This window comes from Dyadobacter psychrotolerans, assembly GCF_004349265.1.
GTDB classification, from domain to species: Bacteria; Bacteroidota; Bacteroidia; order Cytophagales; family Spirosomataceae; genus Dyadobacter; species Dyadobacter psychrotolerans.
In genome coordinates, this window is the sequence record NZ_SMFL01000003.1 from 608,558 (window position 1) to 625,804 (window position 17,247).

15 protein-coding genes are annotated in these 17,247 nt (G+C 42.6%); 9 read left to right on the forward strand and 6 right to left on the reverse strand.

Going from position 1 to position 17,247, the window contains the following annotated elements:
• Window positions 1-40: 40 nt before the first annotated feature.
• The 4 genes from E0F88_RS10290 to E0F88_RS10305 form a co-directional block, all read right to left on the reverse strand.
• Entirely contained in the window at window positions 41-1,204 is a 1,164-nt protein-coding gene (locus tag E0F88_RS10290) for a methionine aminotransferase (RefSeq protein ID WP_131958145.1), read from the reverse strand.
• Between the two features lie 115 nt (window positions 1,205-1,319).
• Complete coding sequence (locus E0F88_RS10295; RefSeq protein WP_131958146.1) at window positions 1,320-1,937, reverse strand: peroxiredoxin family protein; 618 nt, start codon at window positions 1,935-1,937, stop codon at window positions 1,320-1,322.
• Between the two features lie 121 nt (window positions 1,938-2,058).
• Window positions 2,059-2,550: an NUDIX hydrolase gene (locus tag E0F88_RS10300; protein ID WP_131958147.1), complete on the reverse strand. Its 492-nt coding sequence runs from the start codon at window positions 2,548-2,550 to the stop codon at window positions 2,059-2,061.
• A 30-nt stretch (window positions 2,551-2,580) separates the two neighbouring features.
• On the reverse strand, window positions 2,581-3,615 hold the full coding sequence (locus tag E0F88_RS10305; RefSeq protein ID WP_131958148.1) for a LacI family DNA-binding transcriptional regulator: 1,035 nt from the start codon (window positions 3,613-3,615) through the stop codon (window positions 2,581-2,583).
• 279 nt (window positions 3,616-3,894) lie between these two features.
• Between E0F88_RS10305 and kduD the strand changes: the two genes are divergently transcribed.
• The 9 genes from kduD (at window position 3,895) to E0F88_RS10350 (ending at window position 15,206) form a co-directional block, all read left to right on the forward strand.
• Window positions 3,895-4,662, forward strand: coding sequence for a 2-dehydro-3-deoxy-D-gluconate 5-dehydrogenase KduD (kduD, locus tag E0F88_RS10310; RefSeq protein ID WP_131958149.1), 768 nt, complete (start codon window positions 3,895-3,897; stop codon window positions 4,660-4,662).
• Between the two features lie 58 nt (window positions 4,663-4,720).
• The gene (gene kduI / locus E0F88_RS10315; protein ID WP_131958150.1) at window positions 4,721-5,551 is read left to right on the forward strand and encodes a 5-dehydro-4-deoxy-D-glucuronate isomerase; all 831 of its coding nucleotides are present in this window, start codon (window positions 4,721-4,723) and stop codon (window positions 5,549-5,551) included.
• A 333-nt stretch (window positions 5,552-5,884) separates the two neighbouring features.
• Window positions 5,885-8,221 carry a glycosyl hydrolase family 28 protein gene (locus E0F88_RS10320; RefSeq protein WP_131958151.1) on the forward strand — a complete coding sequence of 779 codons (2,337 nt, stop codon included), beginning with the start codon at window positions 5,885-5,887 and terminating at the stop codon, window positions 8,219-8,221.
• A gap of 105 nt (window positions 8,222-8,326) precedes the next feature.
• A complete protein-coding gene (locus tag E0F88_RS10325) occupies window positions 8,327-8,668 on the forward strand; it encodes a cupin domain-containing protein (RefSeq protein WP_131958152.1) in 342 nt (113 codons plus the stop codon).
• Between the two features lie 99 nt (window positions 8,669-8,767).
• Window positions 8,768-10,705, forward strand: a complete 1,938-nt coding sequence (locus E0F88_RS10330; RefSeq protein WP_165940032.1) for a glycoside hydrolase family 88 protein — start codon at window positions 8,768-8,770, stop codon at window positions 10,703-10,705.
• A gap of 6 nt (window positions 10,706-10,711) precedes the next feature.
• Window positions 10,712-11,779: a pectate lyase gene (gene pelA / locus E0F88_RS10335; RefSeq protein ID WP_131958153.1), complete on the forward strand. Its 1,068-nt coding sequence runs from the start codon at window positions 10,712-10,714 to the stop codon at window positions 11,777-11,779.
• A gap of 40 nt (window positions 11,780-11,819) precedes the next feature.
• Complete coding sequence (locus tag E0F88_RS10340) at window positions 11,820-13,382, forward strand: tagaturonate reductase (protein WP_131958154.1); 1,563 nt, start codon at window positions 11,820-11,822, stop codon at window positions 13,380-13,382.
• A 43-nt stretch (window positions 13,383-13,425) separates the two neighbouring features.
• Window positions 13,426-14,694: an MFS transporter gene (locus E0F88_RS10345; protein ID WP_229213725.1), complete on the forward strand. Its 1,269-nt coding sequence runs from the start codon at window positions 13,426-13,428 to the stop codon at window positions 14,692-14,694.
• Window positions 14,695-14,771: 77 nt separating this feature from the next.
• Window positions 14,772-15,206, forward strand: a complete 435-nt coding sequence (locus E0F88_RS10350) for a nuclear transport factor 2 family protein (protein ID WP_131958156.1) — start codon at window positions 14,772-14,774, stop codon at window positions 15,204-15,206.
• 87 nt (window positions 15,207-15,293) lie between these two features.
• On the opposite strand, the gene E0F88_RS10355 is transcribed toward E0F88_RS10350, so the two are convergent.
• Both E0F88_RS10355 and E0F88_RS10360 read right to left on the reverse strand, forming a co-directional pair.
• Window positions 15,294-15,842, reverse strand: coding sequence for a hypothetical protein (locus E0F88_RS10355; RefSeq protein WP_131958157.1), 549 nt, complete (start codon window positions 15,840-15,842; stop codon window positions 15,294-15,296).
• Between the two features lie 178 nt (window positions 15,843-16,020).
• The gene (locus E0F88_RS10360) at window positions 16,021-17,235 is read right to left on the reverse strand and encodes an ATP-grasp domain-containing protein (RefSeq protein ID WP_131958158.1); all 1,215 of its coding nucleotides are present in this window, start codon (window positions 17,233-17,235) and stop codon (window positions 16,021-16,023) included.
• Window positions 17,236-17,247: the final 12 nt, after the last annotated feature.

Below are 17,247 nucleotides of genomic sequence, written 5' to 3' on the forward strand. Positions count from 1 at the left end.
TGTCATACAAGTATACGACTTTTTTCTGTAAATTTTATATCTACCAAATAATTTTATGAATAAGTTCAGCTCCTCTTAATAGTGTGTCGTCATTTTTGGCAAAGCAAAATCTTAAAACGTTATAATCAACCACTTTATCATAAAAAGAAGACACCGGAATGGATGCTACGCCAGCTTCAATGGTAAGCCTTTTAGCCAATGTAAAGTCATTTTCATTGGATAAATTTCCGTAAAACACGTTCTGAAAAAAACTTCCTTCCGAAGCTTTAATAACAAGCCCAACGTCTTTAATGGCATCAACAAACAAATTTCTTTTTGTTTCATAAAAGGCCGATAACTTAAGATAGTGCTCAGGTTCATTCAGATATTCGGCCAAAGCAAATTGAAAAGGAGTAACTACACTGAAAACCAGATATTGATGAATTTTCCTGAATTCAGCTGTCAGATCTTTCGGAGCCAGGCAATATCCCACTTTCCATCCTGTGGTATGAAACGTTTTGCCAAATGATCCGCAGACAAAGGTGCGTTCTGCCAAAGCAGGAAGTGAAGAAGCAGAAACATGTACCCGGCCGTCAAAAATGATGTGCTCATAAACCTCATCGCTAATCACGATCAGATCATGTCCAGCAGCAAGGGCAGTCAGATTTTGTAGATCCTCCAGCGTCCAGACCTTGCCCGTCGGGTTATGCGGCGTGTTAATCACGATTGCCCTGGTTTTTTCCGAAATACGGGAAGCAACAATCTCCCAATCGATCTTATCATACTGCGGATCCAGTGTGACAAAAACCGGAACGCCGCCGTTTAACGCAATGGCCGGAACGTAGCTGTCATAAGCAGGCTCAAAAACGATCACTTCATCTCCCGGATGCACGACCGTACTGATGGCCACATACAGCGCTTCTGTTGCACCGCTTGTTATTGTAATTTCTGTCTCAGGATGATATTCCGTAGCCGTCGCGTTAAATACCTTTTCTGAAATTGCTTCCCGTAGAGGCAGCACTCCCGCCATCGGTGCATACTGATTTTTGCCCAGCCGTGTATATTTGTCAACCAGTTTCTGTAAATCCGGAGAACAGTCAAACTCCGGAAAACCCTGTGCCAGGTTAATTGCCTTATGGTCTTCTGCCAGTCTGGACATGGTTGTGAAAATGGTAGTACCCACCTTCGGGAGTTTGGATTTAATTTCTGCTCTGACAGAGGACATAAAACTGCTGTTGTGATTGTATAACACTATAAAAATCCCCGCACCAGTTGCCGGAATGCTTCAAATATAATTGATAGCAGTCAGCAAGACGCGGGGACATTTCAATAAATACTTATTACTTTTTATCCTTCCATTCGTAAACTTCTTTGAGAAGTATTTTTACGTCTGGCGTATTATCAAAATTTTCATCTACAAAAGTGTAACCTACTCTTCTGTCCTTGCCGACCACAAAAAGTGACGGGGTGAATACTTCCTCTGATATTCCTGCGATGCGATCCCAAATCGGTGATGTTTCTGAAAAAACACCATAAGAACGCGCTACGTTATGGTTTCTATCATGGAAGATCGTCAGATCAGTATCCAGCTTTTTCAGCAAACGCTCAATATACTTTGGACTTTCATTGGTAAGAATTAATAGCTGTCCGCCTAAAGCCTCAATTTTGGGTGCTATTTCCTGTAAGAAGGCCAGATGTTTAGGCGCATAACTTCCCCAGCAGGTACAATAGAAACTAAGAACGAGTGGCTTGGAACGCAGAAGTTCAATCAAAGATCTTGAATCATTCGACTCAGACAAGCCTGTTAAAGACGTTACCGGTGAACCTTCATCCGATTTCAGATAAAACAAAGGCGCAAAGTCACCCACTTTTAAAGCTTCATCACGCTCGTCAGCAATTCTTTCTTTCAGCTGGATAGTAGAAATATTTCCTACCTCATCCTCGATTTCATAATACATATTTGCCAGGGTTGTATTGATTATAAAACAAATGTATTGTTAATCTATTTATCCTACAAATTTAATAGAGTATTATTTTTAAATAAATATTGACGAGATTAGTAAACAAAATACCCGGTTTTCAACCTAAGTTCAGATTGTCTGAATTTAGTACGACATGCTTTGGGGACGTATTATCGCTGATCAGTTCTGCGGTGATGAAATTGGGATGTATTTTAATAGCAGCAAGTTCCTCGAGCGGATGCCAGTGAAATAAAAGCTCTGAACCGTTTTCAACGACAACAAAATCATTTTGATCCCTAAGATCTGCAAATTGCATCCTGTAATAAAAACCGATCTCGTGATACCGGATTTGGTTATACTCAAAGAAATTCTCAACGATCCACATCAGCTGTTCAACTGAAACAGTCATGCCCGTTTCTTCCATCATTTCACGCAGCAGGGTCTCTTTTGTTGTTTCAAACATATCGGCCCGGCCGCCTGGTAGACTCCAGAACTTATCGGCAGACGTTTTATGCAAAAGCAACTTCCCATTCACAACGGCAACACCGGCAGCCCGGAAATTAAATAAACCGCCGGATAAAGGCACACTAATGGTTGCGGGACCATTCATAATCAGAAGAATAACTTAAAAAAAGTCAGATCAGGCATGAACTTTACCTGTTGACGATTCGCGGATCATGAGAGAAGTTCTGAAAGATTTTGTCTCGTATTCAATGGTTTTCTTGGGATGTTCAATCAGCTTTATCAAAAGTTCAACAGCCTGCTGCCCCATTTCCATAGCAGGTTGCACAACTGCGGTCAGCGGTGGATTTAATAGCTCCGCTACACCAATATTTGTAAAACCGACAATCGCCATATCGTCGGGAATTCTGATGTTATTTTTTTGTAAAACAGCCAGGCAACCCGTTGTAAGCCGGTCGCTGGCCGGGAAAATTGCATCCGGCGGCTCGGCCATATCCAGTAATTCCTGCATGGCGGCTTCGTTTTCACTGGCAAGTTTGCCTCCATGATGGCAGTATTTCACGTAAGATTCATCAAACGCAATTCCATAATCTTCCAGCGCTTTCTTGTAGCCAGCCAATCTTTCCGTCGTAATGGAAAGATAAATCGGACTGGTAATATGGGCTATCCTTTTTCTACCCGTTTTGATCAAATGTTCGGTTGCTTCATAACTTCCAAAAAAATTATCAGCAACTACTTTATGCGTTTCAATCTCATTGGGAACGCGGTCAAAGAAGACAATGGGTAGCCCTTTTTCCATAAGTTCTTCAAAATGATGAAGATTTGTGGTCAGACTGGAAAGTGATACCAACAAGCCGTCCACTTTACGGGACACAAGGTAATTTGTATTTGCTACCTCACGCTCGTACGATTCGTGACTTTGAAAAATCACAACGTGATAACCCAGATTGTAAGCAATCGATTCGATCCCGTTGATAAGCTGGGAAAAAAAATTGTTGGCAATTTCAGGGATGATTACACCGATCGATTTACTTTTACTATCTCTTAAACTCAGGGCAATCGGATTGGGCCGGTAGTTCATTTTCTCGGCATATTCCATCACCAGTTTTTTGGTCTCCGTATTGATCTCGTAGCTGTTTCGCAAAGCCCGAGATACCGTAGATGTTGACAGATTAAGAGCCCGTGCAATATCTTTTATTGTAATTGTTTCCAAAGAAAAACTTGGTTTACTCCAATATAATATTCAATTAAAAATACTTATCGCAACATTTAGTGAATGTACTAAATAACACACTAATTGCGAAATAGAAGGGAAGTTACTTGACTATTTTCCCCTCCCGGCAACGTTCCCGACAACGATTGCACAAAAAAAGACAATTCGTTATTTGATATTTCTAATAATTCGATCTAAACTCGTTGACGCAAAGGAGATACTCCTTTGACGCTCAAAAGAGGCTAATACCCCCATAATGCAAATATCCAATCTTAATTAATGACCAATCAATTATTTGACTTATCAGGAAAAACCGCACTTGTCACCGGATGTAACAGAGGAATTGGAAAAGCGATGGCGGAAGCCCTGGCAGAAGCCGGAGCAGACATAATCGGAATCTCTTCTTCGCTGACGACAGCTGAAAGTGAAATTCAAAAATCAGTAACGCGAACCGGCCGGAAGTTTTATCCGTATCAGGTTGATTTGGGAGATCGTGCAAAATTATATGCCTTTATCAATCAGGTAAAAACCGATCATCCAAAAATTGATATCCTTGTTAATAATGCAGGAATTATTCTCCGCCAGCCTGCCGCAGAGCATTCCGATGAATATTGGGATCAGGTTTTAAACATCAATCTGGATGCTCCATTTATTCTTTCGAGGGAATTGGGTAAAGAAATGGTGGCAAGAGGTTATGGTAAAATCATATTCACAGCTTCTTTATTAACTTTCCAGGGCGGAATTAATGTACCGGGTTACACGGCCGCAAAAAGTGCAATAGGTGGTTTGGTGAAAGCACTTGCCAATGAATGGGCAGGAAAAGGTGTCAATGTGAATGCCATCGCTCCCGGTTACATCAATACGGATAATACCGAAGCGTTACGAAACGACCCTGTTCGCAGCAAGGCCATTCTGGACCGGATACCTGCCGGAAGATGGGGCATGCCGGAAGATTTCAAAGGCCCGGTTTTGTTCCTTGCATCTGATGCATCCAACTATGTGAGTGGAATCACGCTAACCGTTGACGGCGGATGGATGGGAAGGTAAAATTCAGTTTTTAGTTTAAAGTAAACAGATTTAAGAAAGGCCAGAAGCCACAATCTCCATGCAAATAAGATTTGAAAGTAGTCGTAAAGAGGTTTCCCAGATGGACACCGCCACTTTGCGTGAGAATTTTTTAATTGAAAATATATTTGAGACCGACAAAATTTCATTTGTCTACTCACACTATGACAGGGTAATGATCGGTGGAGCCATTCCGGCAAATGGTCCGCTTACACTGGATACCTTTGACACGCTTAAAGCAAGTTATTTTCTTGAAAGAAGAGAAATCGGGATCATCAATATTGGGGGTGACGGTAAAGTGACAGCCGACGGCGAAGTGCTTGAAATCACCAAACTGGGTTGCATTTACATAGGAAAAGGAACAAAAGAAGTAACATTTACCAGCAATGATGCTGCTAATCCGGCTGCGTTTTATCTGCTTTCTTCTCCTGCACATCAAACCTACCCTACCCGTTTATTTACAAAAGAAGATGCCACACCGGTCACGATTGGAAGCATGGAAACATCCAATCACCGGACAATTTATAAATACATACATCTCGACGGCATCCAAAGCTGTCAGCTCGTGATGGGCTTAACCGTGTTACAAACAGGAAGCGTATGGAACACCATGCCATCGCACGTACACGACCGCCGTATGGAGGCTTACTGCTACTTCGATATACCTGTTAATCAACGTGTTTTACACCTGATGGGCGAACCTTCTGAAACCAGGCATTTACTCGTTGCCGACCGCCAGGCAATCATTTCGCCACCGTGGTCAATACATTCAGGATGTGGCACTTCCAATTACTCATTCATTTGGGGAATGGCTGGCGAAAACAAAGACTACACGGATATGGATGCTGTAGCGATCAGCGATCTGAGATAGTTATTTTAAAGTATTTTATGTAGAAGCCGGATGAGTTTTGCCTTGTTCGGCTTTTTTGTGGTTGCTATGCTACGCTGATCCCAACATAATACAAATTTCAGCTCAACATCTTCTTCCTTTCTATAACCACCAGCCCGGAGCCGCTTCGGGTAAATGGATTTTTTGGTACGTTTCTCACTGACATCCTATCTTCCGGCAACGTTCCCGACAACGATTGCGCAATTAAACACAATTTATTATTTGATAATTATAATTATATATCCTAAACTCGTCAACCAGCCTTTAAGCTGGTATCTCACCCCTGCATTATAAATATTGAAATAAGCCAATTGCATGAAAAAACTGTTCCTTTTTACTTTCATTCTACTCTCTGCTTTCAAACCTGCCTCTGATAAAATTCAGGTGTTTCTTATCGGCGATTCTACACTTGCCAACAAGGCACCGGGTGATGCGCCTGAAACCGGTTGGGGAATGATTTTACAGGATTACTTTGAAAGCGAAAAAGTAACGGTTCAGAATCACGCATTGAATGGACGAAGTACGAAAAGCTTTATCACGGAAGGTCGCTGGACAAAAGTTTTGAAAGAAATGAAATCCGGGGATTGGGTTTTTATCCAGTTCGGCCACAACGATTCGAAAGATAAAGACACCAGCCGTTACGCCGCCGCCAATACAGATTACAAAAAAAATCTGATCAAATTCATCAACGAAACCCGCGCCAAAGGAGGTAAACCGGTTTTGATCACACCTGTAATGCGAAGAAGGTTTGATGAAAAAGGTGTTTTTTTTGATACACATGGCGATTATCCTTCCGCAGTTAAAGCAGTTGCAAAAGAGCTCAAAGTTCCCATGATCGACCTGCATGCAACCAGCCGGGAAGCAATTACGTCCCTGGGACCCGAAGGTTCAAAGGCAATGTTTATGCATCTGGAAGGTGGGTTTTATACTAAATTTCCAAACGGAATTGTAGATGATACGCATTTTTCCCAATATGGAGCTTCAGTAATGGCCAGCCTGATTGCTGAGGATATAAAAAAACAGAATTTTGATCTTGCAAACTACCTGAAACATTTTGGTACAACAGATAAATACTTTTATGAATTACCGAAAGTACAGCAGCCTGTTTTCAAAAAAGATACTTTTTACATTACCCAATACGGAGCGAAAAATGACGGTGTTTTCCTGAATTCAGTTGCCATCAACAAAGCGATTGACGAATGCTCTTCAAAAGGCGGAGGAACAGTACTTATTCCGGACGGTTTTTGGCTTACCGGCCCGATCGTCCTAAAAAGCAATGTAAACCTGCATATTTCAAAAGGCGCTTTACTGCAATTCAGCGATAATTATGACGATTATCCTGTTGTAAAAACAAGCTGGGAAGGACTGGATGCCATTCGCTGCCAATCTCCTATCAGCGCTGCCGATGTCAGCAACATTGCCATTACCGGAGGCGGAATTGTGGATGGTGCAGGGCAGGTTTGGCGTTCGGTTAAAAAAGAAAAACTGACGGAAGGGCAATGGAAAAAACTGGTAGCTTCCGGTGGTGTTTTAGGAAAAGACCAGACGACCTGGTACCCCTCTGAAAAATCTTTGCTTGGTAACAACACAAAAGGAGCAGGCAATATTGCTGCCGGTTATAATCTCGACAACGTTGCCCCGTTCAAAGATTTTCTTCGCCCAAATATGGTGCGTTTTACAAACTGTAAAAAGATCCTGCTCGATGGCGTAACCTTTCAGAATTCTCCCGCCTGGAACCTTCATCCGATGCTCTGCGAGCACATCACGCTTACAAATCTGACCGTACGAAATCCCTGGTATGCACAAAACGGAGATGGTGTGGATCTGGAATCCTGCCGGTTTGGATTAATCGATAACTGCACGTTTGATGTCGGTGACGATGGGATCTGCATTAAATCAGGCAGGGACGAAGAAGGACGTAAACGCGGCGTCCCGACTGAAAACATTATCGTACAAAACTCCTCCGTTTTCCACGGTCATGGTGGGTTTGTGATTGGCAGTGAAATGTCCGGAGGCGTTAAAAACCTGTATATCACAAATTGCAACTTCCTTGGAACGGATGTTGGTCTGCGTTTTAAAACAGCCCGCGGAAGAGGTGGAGTTGTTGAAAATATTTTTGTTTCAGATATAAACATGACCAACATTCCGGGAGAGGCAATCCTGTTTGACATGTACTACATGGCCAAAGATCCTGTTCCTCAGCCGGGCGAAAAAAATGAATTACCAGTTATGAAATCAGAGCCGGTGAATGCAGGCACTCCGCAATTTCAGAATTTCCATATTCGTAATGTAGTAGCCAAAGGTGCAGAAACAGGGATTATGGTACGTGGTTTACCGGAAATGAACATCAAAAATATTACCATAGAAAATGCAGTTATGCAAGCCAACAAAGGTTTTATCTGCATCGAAGGAGAAAATATCAACCTCAAAAATGTATCGCTTTTCACCAAAGATAAAACAGTGATGCAGATTCAGAACAGCAGTAATGTAACCATGGATGGGATTACCTACTCTGATAACCGCGACCTGCTTTTAAACATCACCGGTGACCGCTCGAAGTCAATAAAGCTTTTAAATACCGATGATAAAAAAGCAAAGAAAAGTATTGAGTTCGGAGGAAATGCGTCATCAAAAGCTTTAAGCAGAAAGTAATACAATTGGCCGCAGGGCTGCCTGATACATGTAGAAAACATCATTAACCAGTAGTCGGAAAGGTGAGCGTACCAAAATGAAAAGCTACTGAAACCACAATTTATAATGGACCAAAAAGGAATACAATTTATAAATGATTCAGAAATAGCCTGGGAAGATCTGGGCGGCGGTTTAAAGCGAAAAATCATGTCTTATGACGATAACCTGATGATGGTCAAGGTTGCCTTCGAGACCGGCGGAATAGGAACATTGCACAGTCATTATCATACGCAAATGAGTTATGTTGAAAGCGGTGTTTTTGAAATGACAATCGGAGATAAAAGAGGTATTTTGAAAGCCGGAGACGGATATTACATCCCGCCGAATCTAACACACGGGGCACTTTGTCTGGAAGCCGGAACACTGATCGACATCTTTAATCCGCTGCGTGAAGATTTTGTGAAATAAAGAAATTTTCGACAAAGATTTTTCAGCCCTGCTAAGAATAAAATATCCGACGGCAGAGCCGGCTGTTGCCGAGCCTCTGTTTTAACAAATGATTAAATAATGAATAAGATCTCCGCTGTTATTAAAAGTTATGTTTTTCTTTTTTGCCTGATTCTGTTGTCAGCATCCTCATTTGCTCAGGATCTTCCCTGGTCGAGAAGGATGGCTGATTCATTTATTGCCAGAAACAAAGATTCTATTTTGGTTGGAAAAAACACTTTTGCACGCTGGGATTACGAACAGGGATTGATGCTGAAAGCGATTGAAAAAGTTTGGTACCGGACAGGAGAAGGCAAATATTTCGAATATATCCGTAAAGACCTGGATCAATATGTGAAGGAAGACGGCAGCATACGTACCTACAAATTTGATGATTTTAACATTGACAACATTCCCCCGGGAAGAGCTTTACTGACCATGTATCAGCAAACTCAGCCTGATAAAGAAAAATACAAAAAAGCAGCCGACCTGCTCTGGAAGCAACTTTCAGAACAACCCCGCACAAAAGAAGGTGGTTACTGGCACAAAAAACGTTATCCGAACCAGATGTGGCTTGACGGCCTGTTCATGGGAGAACCGTTTGCCGCAGAATACAGCATGCTTTTTAATCACCCCGAACATTTTGATGATATCGCAAAACAGTTTGAGCTGATCGAAAAATACGCAGTTGACGAAAAAACCGGGCTGGTTTATCACGCCTACGACGAAAGTAAAGAACAGCAATGGGCCGACAAAAAAACGGGCCGTTCACCACATTTTTGGGCGAGAGCCATTGGCTGGTATGCCGTTGCCATTGTTGAAGTACTCGATTACTTCCCGAAAGATCATCCTAAAAGAGCTGAACTGATCAGTTATATCAACCGGTTGGCTCCGGTGCTGGCGAAATATCAGGATAAACAGTCTGGCGTTTGGTATCAGATTGTGGACCAGGGAACGCGAAAAGGAAATTATCTGGAAGCCTCTGCATCCTGCATGTTTGTTTACGCTTTGGCCAAAGCCTCCCGGTTGGGCTACATTCCTGCAACTTATGCAGCTACTGCTAAAAAAGGTTATGACGGCATATTGAAAACTTTCATTGAAAAAGAAGCCGACGGGTTGATCAGTATCAATAAAACCGTGAGTGTAGGCGGACTTGGCGGAACACCTTACCGCGACGGAAGTTATGAATATTATCTCAGCGAGCCGATCAGAAAAAATGATTTAAAAGGTGTAGGGCCGTTTATCTATGCAAGTGTTGAAATGGAAATCGCAACTGAAAATGCAGTGGGCAAAGGAAAAAAGGTAGCACTGGATTATTACTTCAACCATGAGTTCAGAAAAAAAGCGAATGGTAAACAGGAACCGTTTCACTACACCTGGGAAGATCGTCAGCATTCGGGATTCTGGCTTTGGGGAAATACATTTCGCGAGCTGGGCGCAAAAACCGTTTCAATTCCGGCCGCCCCTACCGCCGAAAATCTGAAAGGCGTAAATGTTTACATTATTGTTGATCCCGACACCAAAAAGGAAACAGCGAACCCAAATTTTATTCAGCCAAAAGATATTGCAGAAATTGAAAAATGGGTAAAGGCAGGTGGGGTTCTGATGTTGATGGCAAACGACACTGCCAATTGTGAAATACCGCATTTCAATCAGCTTGCCAAGGTTTTTGGAATCCAGTTTACCAGCCGCAACCGTAACATGGTGCAGGGATTACAATTTGAACAGGGACGACTTGATATTCCTACCAGTGACAAAACAATATTTAAAAACGCTTCCAAGATTTATATCAAAGAACTTTCACCACTGGCATTAACTCCGCCGGCCAAATCTGCACTAACAGATCACGGTGACATCATTTTTGGCGTTTCTAAATACGGCAAGGGAACTGTGTTCGCGGTGGGCGATCCGTGGCTGTACAATGAGTATACCGACGGCCGTCGTATTGACACAACTTTTGAAAATTTTGAAGCAGGAAAAGACCTGGCAGAGTGGTTGCTAAAACAAACCGTAAAATAGCAGTTTATGAAACACCTTTTGTATCTGTCGGTTTGCCTTTTCTGTATAACAACAGTTTATCCTTCAACGGACTGTGTTGGCAAGAATCATTTTGCTAAAACATCTTCGGCTGCAATTGATACAACTGCTGAAAAAATGCTGCTTTCACAGCGAATTTCCGGAGGCTGGCCCAAACAGATTGATACAAAAGCCTACGATTACGACAATGCCTGGAGTACCGATTTCATTAAACGGGTTAAAGCAGGCTTCAACGCACCTGACGCAACCATTGACAACCACGCAACTTCCCGTGAGATAAGGTATCTGGTTAAATCTTTTGACAAAACACAAAATAAAAAATATCTGGATGCAGCAGAAACGGGTATTCGTTACCTGCTGAAAATGCAATATGCCAATGGCGGCTTTCCTCAGTTTTTCCCGGACACAAGTGGTTACCGAAAACACATTACCTATAACGATAACGCGATGCTCAATGCGCTGAGGGTTTTGCAGGATGTTTCTGAAAGTAAAAACGGATTTGATAAAACTGATCCTGAATTGAAAAAACAATCCGGTCTGGCAGTTGAAAAAGGTATTTCTTGTATTTTAAAAACACAAATCCGGATCAATGGAAAAATGACAGTCTGGTGTGCACAGCATGATCATTTGACTTACCTGCCTGCCAAAGCACGCGCTTACGAACTGCCTTCTTTCAGTGCTGCGGAAAGCGTTGATATCACCAGGTTTTTAATGGAAGTCAAAAATCCGTCAGATCAGGTAAAGGAAGCAGTAAAAGGTGCTGTTGCCTGGCTAAGTTCTGCAACGATCATAGATTTTAAAACCGAAAGAATTGACGCTCCATCTCTGCCAAAAGGAAAAGATGTTGTGCTGGTCGCTTCGCCAGGATCTAAAATCTGGGGACGATTTTATGATCTGGAAACGGGAAAAACCTTTTTCTGCGGTCGTGACGGAATCAAAAAAACAAGCCTGAGTGAAATTGAACATGAAAGAAGAATAGGTTACGCCTATTACGGAACCTGGCCTGAAAAGTTGCTGACAAGAGAATTTCCCGCCTGGCTGACTGTGAATAAGTAGGCGATAGAAAAATATATTAACCATGATAAGGAATTGAATTATGAATCATCTTTTCCGTGAAACTCTCCGACAATTACGCGGGCACTCCTCAGTGGTGGTGCCGGAAGATGATATTTTTAAGCTGCCTGAAAAGGTTCTCCAGTTTGGAACAGGCGCCTTTCTTCGCGGACTGGCCGATTATTATATTGACAAAGCAAACCGTAATGGCATCTTTAACGGCCGGATTGTTGTTGTAAAATCTACCGATGAAGGTGATTTAAAGGCATTTGACAGACAGGATAACCTTTACACCATTTGCAGCCGGGGAATTAAAAACGGAAAACCGGTAGAGGAGAATGTTATCTCTTCATCCATCAGTCGTGTTATTTCTGCAAGAACGCAGTGGTCCCTCATTTTAGACCTTGCCAAAAATCCTGCGATCAGTATTGTCATTTCAAACACGACCGAATTAGGAATACAGCTTGTTCAGGATGACATTTACCAATGGCCGCCCGTATCCTTTCCGGGCAAATTACTTGCATTTTTGTATGCACGTTATGTTGCTTTTGGTGGCAGTACAGAACACGGTCTGGTTATTATCCCAACAGAATTAATTGCAGAAAACGGTTCCAAACTCGAATCGATTGTACTGGAACTCGCCCACCGTAACGGCCTCGAAGGTGCATTTATCGACTGGCTTGAACAAAGCAATTCATTTTGCAACTCACTGGTAGACCGCATCGTACCGGGTAAACCGGATGATGCCACAAAAAATCAAATGGAAGAGAAGTTCGGGTATCAGGATGAGCTGATGATCACCGCCGAACACTATCATTTGTGGGCGATTGAGGGTGATGAAAAAGTAAGAGAAAAATTATCTTTCGCTGATATCGACGACGGAATTGTTGTTCAGCCGGATATCGAACTTTACAGGGAATTAAAACTGCGTTTACTGAACGGCGGACATACACTCGGCGGCGGACTTGCTCATTTGTGCGGTTTCACAACGGTTGTTGAAGCTATGGAAAATCCGCTTTTCAATAGTTATCTGGGCCATCTTTTAGAAAACGATATTGCATCAGCCATTCCTTATCCGATAGAACCCGAAGTGGCTTATAATTTCGGAAAAATGGTACTCGACCGGTTCAGAAATCCCAACATTGAGCATAAATGGCTAAGTATAACTTCCAACTACTCGGCTAAGATACTTTCCCGGGTTATGCCGGTTTTTCTGCAATACGAAAAACAATCTCTTTCTAATCCGGAGTACATTACCTTTGGTTTTGCTGCATACATCTATTTCATGAAACCGGCCAGAAAAGACGGGGATCATTATTACGGACTTGCAAATGGCACCTACTATCTTATTCAGGATGCACGTGCGGCTTATTTTCATCAAAAATGGCAAATGAATTCCCTGCCGGAAATGGTATACGCAATCATGAAAGATCCTTTTATCTGGGGAAAAGATCTGACAAAAACAGGGACAACTGTCGAGAGTGTCGTCCTTTATCTGGATGCCATCAAAACCAGGGGCGCACTGGAAGCACTTAAAACCTTTCTCGAACAAAACGAATACGCGTGGAAAGCACAATCTATCCAGCCGGTTCAATACGAATCTTAACATTTACCGCTTAACCCGAATACCTTTTTACATGGAAAACCAAATGACGAAGTACCGTTGGCGCGTTGTAGCATTGCTTTTCGCCGCAACAACCATCAATTATCTGGACAGGCAGGTGCTTGGCTTACTTAAACCAACTCTGGAAGCTGAATTTGGCTGGACAGAAACCGATTTTAGCCATATCGTCATGGCATTTCAAGCCGCTTATGCGGTTTCCCTTATCGGATTTGGGGCAATTATAGACAGGATTGGAACGAAGCTCGGGTACATTATTTCCGTGGTTGTCTGGAGTATTGCGGCTGTTCTACACGCAGCTGCAACCGGCACTTTTAGTTTCGGCTTCATGCGTGCCCTGCTGGGTCTTGGAGAAGCGGGTAACTTTCCTGTTGCGATTAAGGCAACAGCTGAATGGTTTCCCAAAAAGGAACGTGCACTGGCAACCGGGATCTTTAACTCGGGCGCAAATATCGGTGCGGTTGTTGCTCCCATTATGGTTCCCTGGATTTTGGGTGCCTACGGTTGGGAGGAAGCTTTTCTCATTACCGGAGCTGTCGGTTTTATCTGGCTGTTTTTCTGGTGGAGATATTACGAAGTTCCATCTAAACAGCCCCGTGCTAACGCAGCTGAGCTTGTTTACATCCACAGCGATAACGAGCCGGATACGAGCAAAGAAGCACCGGTTAAATGGCTTGATCTTTTCAAAGTTCGCCAGACCTGGGCTTTTGTTTTTGGTAAAATGCTTACGGACCCGATCTGGTGGTTTTTCCTTTACTGGCTGCCATCTTATTTTGCAGAAGCATTTAAACTTAACCTCTCCAAACCCAGTCTGGAACTTGTTATCGTGTACACGGCGACGACAATTGGCAGCATCGGCGGTGGTTATATGTCAGGTTATCTGATTAAAAAAGGCTGGCCGATTTTCCGCGCCAGAAAAACATCGATGTTCATTTTTGCCCTTTTGGTTATGCCAATTATGCTTGCTCAGTATACAACCAACATCTGGCAGGCAGTATTTCTGATCAGTCTTGCAGCAGCGGCGCATCAGGCATGGAGTGCGAATATTTTCACAACTGCATCGGATATGTTCCCTAAAAAGGCAGTAAGCTCAGTTGTAGGAATCGGCGGAATGGCGGGCTCAGTTGGCGGGATTCTGTTTCCGCTTATGGTGGGTATTATTTTAGATAATTATAAAGCGTTAGGTAATATCGGAGCTGGTTACAACATCATCTTCATCATCTGCGGCTGTGCGTATCTGGTAGCTTGGGGGGTGATGCATTTATTTGCACCTAAAATGGAACAGGTAAATATTTAGTAAACATTGCCAGCTTATTTTCACACCGATTTATGATTATCTTTCCGGTGTATTTCAAAACCTGTAAAACCTTAAAAATGAAAAAAACATTCTTATTTGCTGCTTTGATGTTGCTGGCGAGTGTTATGACTTTTGCACAAAGCAGCGACGAAAAAGCAGTTGCAGTTGCGGTAGAAAAATTACGTGCTGCGATCGTTAGCGCAGATGAAGCAGAATTAAATAAACTAACAGCTCCGAATCTTAGCTACGGACATTCTAATGCACTTTTGGAAGACAAAAAAGAGTTTATCCGCGCCATTGTTAGCGGCGAATCTCATTTTACCAAAATAGATCTTAGCGAGCAGAAAATCACAATCTCTGGCGACGTGGCCATGGTACGTCATAACCTGATGGGAGATACGCACAACAAGGGAAAAGAACCTGGTGTGGCAAAACTTGGCGTTTTTATGGTTTGGCAAAAAGTAAAAGGCAACTGGCTGCTTATCGGAAGACAGGCTTTTAAGCTTCCATAATTTTAGATAACAAAATAAGAAAAGACAAAGCCCGCTATCCAGGATCAGCGGGCTTTGTCTTTATGTTTTAAACTGAAATTAGACACCTCAACGTGCATCATAATACTTCAATGCCCCTTTGTAAAATCCTTTGATTGGTTTGCCCAAATAATCCACGCATTCGAAGGTAATCGTGTAAATATCCTTATTCTTTTCGACGATTACTTTGCCTGAAACTATTCTATATATTTCTCCTGTTCCGGTCTGGTAGTTAGCATTGAACAGTGTTTCGCCAAAGTCAAAAGTCGAAGCCACTGCGCTTTGTAATGCATCAAAATTGTAAGTTCCCGGTGCCAGACTATTTGGAACTGAGCTAAACATTTCAAAAAATATAAGCTGTCCTTTTCCTGACGTTGAATCCGGCATTCCAGCCTTTTCGTGGATTATAATTTCGGATGAAGCCAGATAGAGATCAATATTGTGACCTTGTCCGGTACCAAGCTGTCCGTAATCAAGCATAAATCCCTTTGCCAGATCATATGATTTTCCGTCGTAAGATACCGTATCGGCAGGATCAACTTCCTCCTTGTCTTTACAGCCTGACAAAACCAAACCGGCAAGCATAAATACGCAAAGTAATTTCGTAAAATTGAGCATAAAGATTTAAGTTAGAGATGGATTGGACAATAAAAAAAGCATCCGGATTGAAAATGCACTGACAACCCGGATGCTTAAAAGCTTATATTTTAAAACTTACTTAATTACGTATTTGACAAAGTATTAGATTAACGTTTAAATTTAATTAAAATAAAATTACACTAAAATAGACTGTAAATCAATGTGTTGGCTTGTCAGGTGCCGGAGCTGATGCGTGGTAATCCTTTTGAATAATTTCTGCATAACTATCTAAGAGCTCCATTACCTTTTCCCGGGTTTTTGCACGAACAACCAGGCCGATATGGTACGGTTCGCTCATTCTCCACACAATTTCAGGATCAGTAAATACGGATAGATCCGGCCATTCCTGACGGGTTAACGAAATAATAATTCCTGAATAATCCTTCCTGACCGGCGGCAATTTATAGTCTTCACCCTTTGCTTCCGCCGTTTCCATCTTGGCCCATTCTTTCCAAAGGTTAATGCCCGAGGACGCCTCCACCATTTCGGAAAGGTTTGCTCCGCCAACGCGGGAAGATGTTTCGAGAAAGTAATATTTGCCATCATCATAACAGCGAATTACCTCTGTGTGCGATGCACTGTGCCTTAGTCCGAACGCCTTTAACAAATCTACTGCCAGCGTTTCAAGTGCGTGTTCCTCAGCAGAATCAAAAGGTACGGTAACTGAACGAAAAATGCCGCCGCCATGCGCAACATCAAATGGCGGAGCCAGGTATTTACTATTCCATAAAAATATTACACGGCTGTTGTAGGAGATCGAATCGACGTGGTAGACGTCACCCGGCTTAAATTGCTCCACCAGATAAGCATGTCGTTTATCGCCCAGACTGTGTATTGTCTCCCAGAGCTCGTCCACATGATGCATTTTTTTGATGCCCGTAGCCGAAGCCTCCGAACGTGGTTTGATCATCCAAGGTCCCGGATATTTTTCAATAAAACGATTAATTTCATCATCATTAAAAAGTGCAGAAAATCCCGGAACAAGAATGCCGGATTCGGCGGCTTTGGTGCGCATAGCGAGTTTGTCCCGGAAATATCTGCCGGTGGTTTGTCCCATGCCCGGAATACGGAAATACTCCCTTAAATGTGATGCTTTCTCCACATCAAAATCATCCAGCGCCACAATTCTGTCGACAGGGCGTGTACGCATCACATAAGCCAGGCCTGTAATAATCTGGTCCATGCTGTAAGTTCCATCCTCCCCTTCTTCAACATAAAAAAACTCATCCACGGATTCCCGCACCCACGGTTTGCTTTCCAGTTTTTTGGCTGTCAGGAGAAATACCGTATTTCCTGCATTTTTGCAGGCTTTCAGGAAATCGTTTCCTTTAAAAAAAGTCGATATGCAAAGAAAGGTTAACGTCCGGCTCATAAAAAAGATGTC